The sequence below is a fragment of the Neobacillus sp. GCM10023253 genome, assembly GCF_042653105.1.
Lineage (GTDB): Bacteria > Bacillota > Bacilli > Bacillales > Cytobacillaceae > Neobacillus > Neobacillus citreus.
On record NZ_JBHSHV010000003.1, the window covers coordinates 604,985 to 617,777 of the forward strand.

At 38.3% G+C, this 12,793-nt stretch carries 8 protein-coding genes and 1 pseudogene; 8 read left to right on the top strand and 1 reads right to left on the bottom strand.

Annotation, left to right across the window (positions count from 1 at the left end; translation table 11 throughout):
* Nucleotides 1-287 precede the first annotated feature (287 nt).
* From ACFPA1_RS03360 to ACFPA1_RS03385, 6 genes are all read left to right on the top strand, one after another.
* Nucleotides 288-1,835: a bifunctional GNAT family N-acetyltransferase/carbon-nitrogen hydrolase family protein gene (locus ACFPA1_RS03360; RefSeq protein WP_378581271.1), complete on the top strand. Its 1,548-nt coding sequence runs from the start codon at nt 288-290 to the stop codon at nt 1,833-1,835.
* 33 nt (nt 1,836-1,868) lie between these two features.
* A complete protein-coding gene (gene glsA / locus ACFPA1_RS03365; RefSeq protein ID WP_378581273.1) occupies nt 1,869-2,798 on the top strand; it encodes a glutaminase A in 930 nt (309 codons plus the stop codon).
* 67 nt (nt 2,799-2,865) lie between these two features.
* A complete protein-coding gene (locus ACFPA1_RS03370) occupies nt 2,866-3,492 on the top strand; it encodes a fumarylacetoacetate hydrolase family protein (protein WP_378581275.1) in 627 nt (208 codons plus the stop codon).
* Between the two features lie 169 nt (nt 3,493-3,661).
* Entirely contained in the window at nt 3,662-4,192 is a 531-nt protein-coding gene (locus ACFPA1_RS03375; RefSeq protein ID WP_213140599.1) for a TetR/AcrR family transcriptional regulator, read from the top strand.
* Nucleotides 4,193-4,373: 181 nt separating this feature from the next.
* Nucleotides 4,374-7,457, top strand: coding sequence for an MMPL family transporter (locus ACFPA1_RS03380; RefSeq protein WP_378581277.1), 3,084 nt, complete (start codon nt 4,374-4,376; stop codon nt 7,455-7,457).
* A 235-nt stretch (nt 7,458-7,692) separates the two neighbouring features.
* Nucleotides 7,693-8,265, top strand: a complete 573-nt coding sequence (locus ACFPA1_RS03385) for a hypothetical protein (RefSeq protein WP_213140597.1) — start codon at nt 7,693-7,695, stop codon at nt 8,263-8,265.
* Between the two features lie 65 nt (nt 8,266-8,330).
* Here the strand turns inward: ACFPA1_RS03385 and ACFPA1_RS03390 are convergent, their stop codons facing one another.
* Entirely contained in the window at nt 8,331-8,531 is a 201-nt protein-coding gene (locus ACFPA1_RS03390) for a hypothetical protein (RefSeq protein ID WP_213140596.1), read from the bottom strand.
* A gap of 212 nt (nt 8,532-8,743) precedes the next feature.
* On the opposite strand from ACFPA1_RS03390, the gene ACFPA1_RS03395 reads away from it, so the two are divergent.
* Together ACFPA1_RS03395 and ACFPA1_RS03400 are read left to right on the top strand one after the other, a co-directional pair.
* Nucleotides 8,744-12,349 carry a bifunctional 2',3'-cyclic-nucleotide 2'-phosphodiesterase/3'-nucleotidase gene (locus tag ACFPA1_RS03395; protein ID WP_378581280.1) on the top strand — a complete coding sequence of 1,202 codons (3,606 nt, stop codon included), beginning with the start codon at nt 8,744-8,746 and terminating at the stop codon, nt 12,347-12,349.
* Between the two features lie 293 nt (nt 12,350-12,642).
* Nucleotides 12,643-12,750, top strand: a pseudogene (locus ACFPA1_RS03400) (hypothetical protein); the annotation flags it as partial.
* Nucleotides 12,751-12,793: the final 43 nt, after the last annotated feature.

Below are 12,793 nucleotides of genomic sequence, written 5' to 3' on the forward strand. Positions count from 1 at the left end.
CATTCTCCTTTTCTGGTGAGTTTATTTTCAATTTCATTTTGTTTTTCTTTTTCTTATTTACAACTTGATTATAAGGTCACCGGAAATTCGAATATAGTCACCTTCGTCAACAGTGATATATGACTTTAGTCATTATTTTTTTAACTTTTCAACGTTTGTTAAGGAATGTCACACTATTGTATGAAATACGCAACTCAGGAAAAAATTTAATATGCACCCTTTTAAGTTAAAAAAGCATTTAAATAGATTAACTACATACGTTCCAATAAGAAAAGGTTGTGAAAACCATGTCAGAGACAGATATGTCAAAATACGAGAAGAAAATTGAGATTCGCAACATCCATATTGAAGACATAGATGATATTATTGCGCTGGGTAAAGTTTGCTTCCCCAACATGGACCCATGGAAGCGGGAGCAACTGCTTAGCCATATTCGAATTTTCCCTGAGGGGCAGATTTGTGTGGAATATGAGGGCAAAATCGTAGGGTCCTGTTCAAGCCTTATCGTCAATTTTGACGAATACGATGACCAGCACACCTGGGACACCATTACAGACCATGGGTATATCACGAATCACGACCCAAGTGGACTTAATTTATACGGGATTGAAGTGATGGTCGATCCCGAATACCGGCGCATGAAATTAGGCCATCGTCTTTATGAGGCTCGAAAGGAGCTTGCCGTTCGTTTAAATCTAGAAAGCATCATTATTGGCGGACGAATCCCAAACTATCACAAATACAAGGATGAAATGACAGCAAGGCAATATGTAGAGGAAGTGGAGAAGCATAACATTTATGATCCTGTGTTATCCTTTCAGCTTCTGCAAGGCTTTAAAATTAAACGGATTAATACAAGCTACCTTCCAGACGACAAAGCATCTGATTCAATGGCCACCTTGATGGAATGGAATAATGTCGATTATCGGCCAAAATCAAAGCGTATTTATCGTACATCATTCCCCGTTAGAATTTGCGTCGTCCAATATATGATGAAGAAAATTGACTCTTATGAGGATTTCAGTACACAAGTACAATATTATGTGGACGTTGCCGCTGATTTTGGTTCCGATTTTGCGGTGTTTCCAGAAATATTCACGACCCAATTGATGTCCTTTCTTGAAGAAAAAAGGCCAGACCGGGCAGTAAGGAGGCTTTCGACCTTTACAGATCAATATATAGAACTGTTTACGCAGCTTGCTGTAAGATATAACATCAATATAGTCGGCGGAACTCATTTTATCGAAGAAGATGGAGATATTTACAATGTCGGTTTTCTTTTCCGCCGGGACGGCACGATTGAAAAACAATCGAAGCTTCATGTGACACCTAACGAGAAAAAGTGGTGGGGAATCGCTGAGGGAAATGAGATCAATGTATTTGATACAGATTGTGGAAAAGTTGCAATCCAGGTATCCTACGACATCGAGTTTCCTGAACTCTCACGAATTGCAGTTGAAAAGGGCGCCAATATTATTTTTGTCCCCTTTAGTGCAGAAGATCGGCAAAGCTATCTTCGGGTACGCTACTGTGCCCAGGCCCGTGCCATCGAAAACCAAGTTTATACCTGTATTGCCGGAACTGTGGGCAATCTAACCCATGTAGAAAACATGGATATTCAATATGCACAATCTGGCATTTTCTCGCCGGCCGATTTTGAGTTCGCAAGGGACGGGATTGTCGGGGAATGTGATGCGAACGTAGATACCGTCGTGGTTGGCGATGTTGACCTTGAGAAATTGAGACGATCGCGGAGTTCCGGTTCGATGCGACAATTACGTGACCGGAGACATGATTTGTATCGAATAGAATGGAATGGCTTATCAAAAAAATAAATTTAAAGGTGCATATACTACGGGTGATGAATAATGCCATGTCAATCAAGTGACGAATTAAAGAGATTAGTGGAAGAAGCAAAACGGTGTACAAAAGATGGAAAAGTCGCAGATTATATTCCCGAGCTGGGTAAAGCAAATCCTCATGCGTTGTCGATTGCGATAAACTATCCAGACGGAAGATGTATCTCTGCAGGAGATATTGATAAAAAGTTTACCTTGCAAAGTGTTTCAAAGGTTATTAGCTTAGCATTGGTTTTAATAGAAAATGGCTTTCACTACGTGTTTGAACGGGTTGGGATGGAACCAACCGGTGACCCGTTTAATTCAATTGCAAAGTTGGAAACCATGGCTCCAGCCAAACCGTTAAACCCGATGATCAATGCCGGGGCACTTGTCGTAACTCATATGATAAAAGGGGATTCAGTAGAGGAGCGGTTCAATCGGTTATTAGGCTTTATCCGGGAATTGGCAGGCGACCCTGCCATTGGCTATAGTGAGACGGTAGCCCGCTCGGAGTTTGAATCGGCAGACTTAAACCGGGCGCTTTGTTATTTTTTAAAACAGCATAAAATCATTACTGAGGATGTTGAAACATTATTAGATTTATACACCAAACAGTGTGCGGTGGAAATGAATTGTTTGGATTTAGCAAGAATTGGGATGATTTTTGCAATGGATGGTGTTGATCCACTTAACGGAAAAAGAATTATGCCTGACGATGTAGCGAGAATTTGCAAAACATTTATGGTTACGTGTGGAATGTATAATGCCTCCGGAGAATTCGCCATAAAAATAGGCATCCCGGCTAAAAGTGGGGTATCAGGGGGAATCATGGGGTCTGTACCTGGTAAATTTGGTATTGGCATTTTCGGTCCCGCTTTGGATGAAAAAGGGAACAGTGTGGCTGGACTTAAACTACTGGAACTTTTGTCAAAAAAATATCGGTTGAGCATGTTTTAAGCGATTCCTTGTTGTATAGTTGATGTAAGAGTAAGTTTTAATAATTACTATAAAATGAGGGATTGTCATGAATAAGATTTCTAATATCTACTGCGTCGGTCGAAACTACGCTGAGCATGCTAAGGAACTGCAAAATGAAGTGCCGACTTCTCCGATTATTTTTTCCAAACCTACTCATGCCTTGGCGGAAGCTGTTGGTCAGGAAATTTTACTGCCTGGAAATCGAGGTTCTATCCATTTTGAAACAGAAATAGTGATAAGGATAGGAAAATCCTATGAAAAAGGGATGAGAGTAGAGGAAATAGTCGACAGTATGGCCATTGGCATCGACTTTACCTTACGGGATGTTCAGAGTGAACTTAAGAAAAAAGGCCAGCCATGGCTATTGGCAAAAGGATTTCCGAACTCAGCTATTGTGAGCAAATTCATCTTCTTTCCAGGGATAGAAGAAATGATGAAGACCGATTTTTCTCTTCTTATAAATGGGAAAACTGTACAGCAAGGGAACATAAAAAATATGATCTTTGATTTGCAGACCATAATTGATTTCATTGCCCTAAATTTTGGATTAGGGGAAGGAGATTTAATCTTTACGGGTACTCCTGAAGGCGTTGGACCAGTAGGGGACAAAGATCATTTAGAATTGCTTTGGGGAACTTCGGTTCTTGGTGAAAGTATTATAAAACTAAATTAAATTACTTAACAGGCTCTAAGGAATACCTTTGGGCCTTTTTTGACAGTTTTTTAAGCCTACGCATGGTGTAGGACTGTTCTTGTCTTGCTATCTATTGAAATATAACCATACAATAGATTTCGCTAATATTTCGATTATCCTCAAAAAATGAATATAAGGAATGTGCACTATGAACTATACAACCGAACGCACGAGACGCCAAATCATCCAAAGCTTTATTCATGTTCTGCAAACGAAACGATTTTCGTCCATCACGATTCAGGAAATATGTGATGATGCCTTAATTCATCGCACCACGTTTTATCGTTATTATGAAGATAAATACAGTTTACTCAAAGATTTTATTTATCATTTATCTGAAGAGATTATTCATTTGAATAAAAAATCGAATGCTGACCCATTTAAACTACTTGTTGATTATGTAGAAAAAAATTCCGTGTTATTTGAAAATACTTTATTAGGGTCTGATGGACATATTTTATTCAAAAGCATGGTGAAAATTGCAAGTGATATTATACGGGAACATTCCAAAACAGAAAACGATCCCATTTCTAAAAAGATCAATCAGTCGAAGTATCCTGATGTCATTTGTGACTTATATGCCACTTCATTTATGACCATTTTACAGAATTGGATGAGTAAAGAATATAATTACCAGAAAGACGAGTTGTTCGAAATCTTTAATCAGGTGATGAATTAATAATACAAATTACTTTAAATGTATTATTTTAACACGCTCGTTCTTTTTTGCTCTTTGAACCCATCTTTCCACCTTGCTATAGTGACTATTGTGAAAAAGGATTTTTTGATGTTTTATACTTTCCGAGAGAAACCAACAGGGAACTTAAGCATTAAAAAACAACATGGGAGGGAGCTGCAAGGTGAAAACAATCATAAAAAGACGTTGGGCAATATTTGCCATTTGGTTAATTGCGACCATATTGCTTACGGCCATTCAACCGGATATCAATGCCATATTGCGACAAAAAGGACAGCAAGGAACGAGTAATGACAGTCCTTCAGCCATCGCAGACCAGATCCTGAAAAAGATGGAGACCACTAAAGGTACAAACAACATTATCGTTTTTTACGATAAACATAAAATTTCTAATGATGACATGAAAAAAATTGGTGATGCTGTAAAGGCCATAAGCGATGACAGCTCAGAGCTGGGTATTGCAGACATGATTGATCCTTTCAGTATACCTGAAGCAAAAAGCTCTTTAATTTCTAAAGATGGTACCACACTGATGGTGAGCTTCAAGCTCGATAAGAAAGCAAGAGAAATTGATGATATCAAAAAACAACTAGACAGCAAGCTTAGTAAAGTACCTGTTGAATATTATCTTAGCGGTGAAGATTTTATCAATAATGATTATTTGAAGGCATCACAAGCAGGAGTCGAGAAGAGTGCTGCATTGACCGTTATTTTTATTTTAGTTGTCCTTATCCTTGCATTCAGGTCAGTAGTTACACCTTTTATTTCCTTAATAGCAGTAGCCTTTTCCTATTTAAGTTCGATGGGAATCGCCGCTCAATTAATTGATAAAGCAGGGTTTCCGATAACAAGTCTGACCCAAATGCTTCTTATACTCATTCTTTTTGGTATCGGCACAGATTACAACATCCTTCTTTTCAATCGATTTAGGGAGGAACTATCCCATGGTAACTCGATTGATGATTCCATCGTAATCACCTATAAAACGGCGGGTAAAACGATTGCGTATAGTATTCTAACGGTATTTATCGCGTTTCTTGCTCTCGTTTTTGCCGAATCACCAATTTATAAATCCGGTGTGGTTGTCGTCATAGGTGTAACCATACTATTGCTTGAAATTTTGACCTTAACACCATTCATTATGAAAGTTTTAGGCAAGAAGCTCTTCTGGCCTTCAAAGAATGTATTGGGCCATAAGGAAAACAAGTTCTGGGGGAAAACATCCTCCTTTGGAACAAAGCATCCTATTATAACAGTCGTTGTATTACTTTTGATCATAGGGCCAATGGTGTATTTACATCAGGAAAAGCTCAACTTTGATACCATTGGAGAACTTGGTAATAAATATCCTTCTTCCAAAGGATTTAATATTGTGGCGGCACATTTTGGCAAAGGCCAGGCAATGCCAGCTACTGTTGTCATTGAAAATAATAAAACACTAGATAATAATGAGTCACTTGCCGTCCTTGATGATTTGACCGAGAGAATCAAGAGTATTAATGGGGTTAAGCAGGTTTCTTCAGCAACACAACCTCAAGGTGAGCCAATTGCTGGTTTTTACGTCGACAGTCAAATGGGGTCTGTAACGGATGGTATTTCAAAAACTCAAGATGGTGTGGATCAAATAAATGATGGCTTGAAGCTTGCTCAAGAAAAATTGGGATCTGCGGACTTTTCACAGGTTAACCAAATGGTGGATGGTACAGCAAAGCTTCAAGAAGGTATGACCGCCCTAACAAATGGATTAAAGCAAATCCAATCCGGAATAGATGGTGGATCAAGCAATTCCCAAACGATTATGAGCAGCATTGCTGCCATCCAAACGAATTTGTCAAAGATGAGCAGTGGAGTAGCGGTGTTAGCAGATAATTATGGAAAAATGCAGGCTGGCTACACTGAGCTGGGAACCCACTACCAAGGTGCAGCACAGGCACTGCTTGGTGTAAAAAGCGCACTCACGCAAATGCAGACCATGGTGGATGCTTTAGGCAGCAGTTATTCAAATTCGAGTAATGACACCAATTACCTAGCACTAAAGCAAACAATTGATCAGGTATCATCGTCTTTAAGTCAAATTACACCTGAAGGAATCAACACATTAAATGAAAATTATAATGCAGTAACGGCTGGTTTCGCTACAGCAAATAATAATCTTGCCAGCATGAGCAGCGGCTTATCCCAGATGGCGGATGGTTTGAAAAAGCTGGAAGATGGCCTAGGGAAAGCTTCGTCGGGAATAGGTACAATCGTAACTAATATGAATAGTGTCACCAATGGACTTGGCCAGATGAAGTCAGGTCAGCAGCAGCTTGTAGCAGGTCTCAATGGATTCAGTACGTTTGGACAAAAGCTATCAGAAGTAAACGGTGGTTTACAGCAAATTTCTGCCGGTTTAGGAAAGACGAATGGTTTCTTAACACAGTTTAATACAAGTAAAACCTTCTTTATCCCGAAGGAAGCATTGACGGATGAAAACTTTAAAAAGTCATTAGACGTGTTCATGTCCAATGATCGAAAAATTACGAAGATGACGATTGTGTTAGAGAATGACCCTTATTCTAAAGATGCTTTAAACACAATCAATAAGATCAATAAAGCTGTTTCGAATGGACTAAAAGGCACAAATCTTTCACATGCCAAGTCGGGGGTGTCAGGACCAAGCGCCACAACGAATGATATGAACGATATCTTGAGCCGTGACTTGAATAAAGCAACCACGATCGTCATTATCGGAGTATTACTTGTCTTGTTCTTAGTCATACGTTCGTTCTGGACACCAGTTTTCATCACTGCGTCCCTTTTAGGAGCCTATTATACTGCAATGTTTATCATTAACTATATTTTCATAGATTGGCTGGGATATGCCGGTATTTCTTCCTTTGTTCCATTCTTCTCTTTCATCATCATTGTAGCCTTGGGAGTGGACTATAGCATATTCTTAATGATGCGCTATAAGGAATATCAACAGCTGTCGCCAAAAGAGGCAATCGTTTTGGCTTCCAGACATACAGGTGGAGTCATTATATCGGCAGTCATTATACTCGGTGGCACCTTTGCTACACTAATGCCATCCGGAATTATCCTCTTGGGTGAATTGGCAATAGCCGTCATCACAGGTCTTGTCGTCCTATGCTTTATCCTGCTTCCGGTCTTTTTGCCAGCGATGATTGCCCTGCCAGAGGCCCTTGCCCATTTATTTTCTCGTAAAAAGGAAGATGAATTGAGCTTGGAGGAAAAAGTAATTTAATAAGTAGGTAGAGGGTCCCGATGGCAAATGCTATCGGGATCATTTTGTAACCCTTATTACGACATTTTTTGATCAGGTGATAGGACTTTTTTAGTAAAAACCATGCTTAATGTGGATTTATGTAATAATAAGCAGGAATTTAAGTTTTAAAAAAGAAATATAAAAGATATGTAGAAAGATAAGGAGAAAAACTGTTTTCAACCATTCTATTAAGGTTTGAAAGAAGGTGTATGATATGATGGATCATTTTTTTGCAGACTATAAAAAATTTATTGTAGTACCGGAAGATGAAAAAAAACGCAATGAAGTATTTGATCACAAAAACTATGCAGCATATTATATACTAACACTGTCTTTATTTGATCCACGAGTATCGTGCTGGAGAGATGCGGGTAAATTTGAAATAGATATTGATAAAAGTATCGAAATGGTACTAAAGGACTTCAATGAAAAGCAGCGTGAGAGGTACCATCTTCAATTACTGGAAGTAGATAAGTCAAAAAACTATTTTATCTTAGCCCTTTCTTCAAAAATAAAATTTACATCAGAGGAAGAAAAGGACAGCATTTCTTTTATTATTGATAGAATATTAACGAACCCTTTTTATGTTAGGCAAAGCTGGTTCAACCTAATTGGAGAAAAAGGAAGAATCGCGCGTAAACTATTTAGCTGTTCGTTTAAGGAATATGTGCTTGAAGATTCAACCAATCCAAATAGGGACGAAAAATATGAAAACATTAGTGAATTTCCTAAACCAAATGGAGAAATTAAACTGCTTAAAAATTCTTTAAAACGAGATATTCTCTAAGAAAGAGTACCTAGATAATGATGAATTATCTAGGTTTTTTTGTGTGTGGAAAAAAATAACTTATGTTACTCTTTTTCTGAAATTACCCACCCATCAGGTGTCTTTACAATATGATAAACATCTTCATTGAATTCTTTTCGTAATTCTTTATATTCCTCATTTTCAATTTTAATCTGTGTTTTTTTTATATGTTTTACCGGAATTTCCGGTTTCTCAACTTCAAACACCAAATCTTCAATCATAAAATAGGTTCTTTTACGTTTCATGAACGAATTCCCCCTTTTAGGTTTCTTATGTATAGAATTTGCCAAAAATGAATAAAACCCTATAAATCCTATGTAAAATTTTTGTAAAGAGCGCAGATTTACACTTAATTAACACAATAAATACAAGAAATAAATATTAGCTTGTTAAACTACTAACTGTAAGTCTAGTAAAATCTGTTCAAAAACTACTTTCACAAGAAAGGTGATTTAGAATGAAAAAAAGAAAAACATTTGGGCCGAAAAGAATACTTTCAGTTTCTTTAGCCTTGACCATTATGGCAGTGCCGCTGCTTTCCTCACAAGTGAATGCAGCAGAATTACAAAATAAAAACATACCAGTAAACGTTCTAGCAAAGCAATCCAATAAAGACCTTGTAAATTTGCGTCTCATGGAAACGACTGATATTCATACAAATCTATTAGCTTATGATTATTTTAAGGATGCCCCTTATGAGAAGGTAGGTTTATCCAAGACTGCCACACTCGTAAAACAAGCAAGACAAGAAGTGAAAAATAGTATTTTAGTAGACAATGGAGACTTAATCCAAGGTACTCCTCTAGGAACTTACAAAGCAAAAATTGAACCAATAAAAGAGGGTGAACTACATCCTACCATTAAAGCCATGAACAAAATGGGTTACGATATGGCTACACTCGGAAACCATGAATTCAATTACGGCTTGGACTTTCTAGATGAAGTATATGATGATGCCAACTTTCCCGTTATAAATGCAAATGTATATATGGATGATCATGATCAAAATCCAGAAAATGATATTAATAAATATACTCCATTTCGCATTATCAATAAAAAGGTAATCGATGAGAGGGGTAAAACGCATGTGATTAAAATTGGTTATATCGGATTCGTTCCTCCACAAATTAGTGACTGGGATCAATCCAATTTAGACGGTAATGTCATTGCCAAAAATATTGTTGAAACGGCAAAAAAATTCGTCCCACAGATGAGAGAACAAGGGGCTGATATCGTCATCGCTTTGACGCATTCTGGATTTAACAGTGATAAGGCAAGTACGGAAAATGTGATTTACTCATTAAGTGAAGTACCTGGCATAGACGCCATTACTTTTTCTCATACTCATAAGTTGTTCCCTGCTAAGTCGGAAGCAGCTCTCGATAGTTCGTTTTTAGGTGCTGACAAAAAACCTTTACCAGGAGTGGATAACGCAAAGGGTACCATTAATGGTGTTCCTGCAGTACAAGCGGGTTACGGCGGCGGTTCCTTAGGACTAATCGATCTTCAGCTGAAGAAAGAAAAAGGCAAATGGTCTGTGGTTAATTCGCAATCCTCCACCCGTGAGACCTATAAGGATGTAAAGGATTCTGCTACCGGTAAGACGAAAACAGAGAGCACTGTTAAGCCTGATCCAACTATTTCCGATCTGTTAAAAGCCGATCACGAGGCAACCGTTAACTATGTAAATACACCAATCGGTAAAACAACTGATGATATCCACAGTTACTTTTCATTAGTTCAGGATGATCCTTCTATTCAAGTTGTAACGAATGCTCAAAAATGGTATGCCGAAAAGTACATCGCTCAAAGTAAACCAGAATATAAAGATGTGCCAATCCTTTCTGCGGGAGCCCCATTCAAGGCCGGCGGGAATGGGCCTGCAGAATATACCGAAATTAAAAAAGGGGATTTGACCATCCGAAGCGCTAGCGATTTATACCTTTATGACAACACGTTAAAGGCGATAAAGGTAAAAGGCTCAGTGGTTAAAGAATGGATTGAAATGTCTGCCGGGAAATTCAATCAGATTGATCCGGCAAAAACGGACGAGCAGCCCCTATTAAACCCGACGTTCCCTGGTTATAACTTTGATGTCATTGACGGTGTACACTATCAAATCGATATAACAAAACCTGCAAAGTACGATTCAACTGGGAAACTGATTAATCCAGATGCAAACCGTGTTATTAACTTGACTTATAACGGCCAACCGGTGGATCCAAATCAAGACTTTATTGTTGTGACAAACAACTACCGTGCTGGTGGCGGCGGTAACTTCCCGGGTCTAAAAGGAAGTGAACTAGTAGTCGACTCTGCTGATGAGAACCGTCAAATCTTAATGGATTATATCTCTGAAATGAAAGAGATTATGCCTACTGCTGATAACAATTGGTCGATTGCTCCAATCGATGGCGATGTTAATGTTACGTTTACTACATCTCCTAATGCAGAAGGCTATATTAACCAAGGCAGCAATATCACTTATACAAACAAAACAGATGACAAGGGTTTTGGAATCTTCAAGTTAAATCTAAGTCCGATAAAAGTACAATTACTAGGCTTAAACGATTTACATGGGCAGCTTGATACAAGTACAAAAGTTGGAACAGAGCTAGCAGGTAATATGAAGTACACAGCAGCGGCGATGAAACTTCGTAAAGCAACAAACCCTAATACTCTTTTAGTTCATGCTGGTGATATGATTGGCGGTAGCCCGCTCATCTCCGCACTTTTCCAAGATGAGCCAACTGTTGAAGTGATGAATGCCATGCAATTTGATGTTGGTACATTAGGGAACCATGAATTTGATGAAGGAATCGCAGAATTACAGCGCATGATCCATGGCGGCGACCATCCAAAAGGTAGTCCTGGCTATAAAGGGATGGATTTCCCAGTAGTAGCAGCGAACGTGTATGATAATTCAACCGGAAAATTAATTACCGAACCTTATGCAATAAAAGAAATTGGCGGCAAAAAGATTGGATTTATCGGTGTTGTGACACAAGAAACACCTAATATGATTGTTTCTAAAGGAAACGAAAATCTTCAAATCACTGATGAAGCAGAAGCCATAAACAAATATGCGGCTGAATTAGAGAAGCAAGGTATCAAAGCGATTGTGGTGCTCGCGCATAATCCAACAACCCAAACAGGTAATTCAGATTCCTATGATGCTTCAAAAATTGCTGAAAATATCGATGATGAGGTAGACGTTATTTTTGCTGCGCATAACCATGTCGGGGTTAATAAAGTAGTAGATAACAAGCTTATCGTACAGGCTTATTCATATGGTTCTGCTTTTTCCGATGTCGATCTTGAACTTGACCCAGTAAGCGGGGACATTGTGGACAAGAAAGCAGAGATTGTAACGGTACTCCAAAAAGATTACCAACCGGACCCAGAGGTATCTGCGATCATGCAGAAGTATGAGGAAAAGATTGCTCCAATTAAAGCAGAAGAAGTTGGGGAGTCTAAAACAACTTTAGATAAAGCTTATCCTAGTGCAGTAACAGGCGATTTTGCACTTGGAAATATGATTGCGGATGGAATGAAGGCCGAAATGAATGCGGATTTTGCTTTAATGAATGGCGGCGGTGTCCGGGCAAATCTTGATGCGGGGACAGTAACGTTTGGCGACCTTTTCTCAATCCAGCCTTTCGGCAATGTGTTAAATAAAGTAAAGCTTAGCGGTTCAGATTTGGAAACGGTTCTAAATAACCAAATTACTCCGTTTACTGAGACAGATGGGACACAAACATACAGATTAGATTTTCATGTTGCCGGTTTTAAGTACACATGGGATGGAAATACAGGTAAAGTCGCAGATATCTTCTTGCCGGATGGTTCAAGGATTGACAAAAATAAAGAATATACAGTGGTTGTTAACAACTATATGTACGGTAATGTCAAATATGGTATTAAAGATCTTGCAACAGATTTAGAAGTTGGCCCAGAAGATCTTCAGGCAACTGTTAAGTTTGTAAAAACACTTCCGAAACCATTTGAATATAAAGCGGAAGAGCGCATTAAACAATTAATTCCATTGGCTATTGCACAATAAAATGAATAAACTCAAAAAAGTCTTGGTTTAGGAGTTCCTAGACCAAGCTTTTTTTGACTGTTTTTTAATCCTGATTGATCTATAATTTTTAATGACTAATGAGGTGTTTGGAATGGAAACTATCTTTTTATCTATCTATTTAACTACGATTATTTATACTCTTCTATATATTAACTTACCTATTATGCATGGCGATGATTACAAGGGGATGGATTATTTTCACAATAATGATTGGTTTGAATGATTGATATTTGAGACAGGAATCCAGTGTTCAAGGCCTGATTTAATTGTGAGGAATTTGCTGCCTGCGTCCAGGGATTAAAGGTGTCAGAGAAAATATAACCGTCAGAAGTATTGTTGGTATGTTTTTAGATCACTCGAGGATTTACTATTTTTATCATTAAATAAGTTGTATTGGCGCATAGAGCAAGAAAAGCGGCGAAT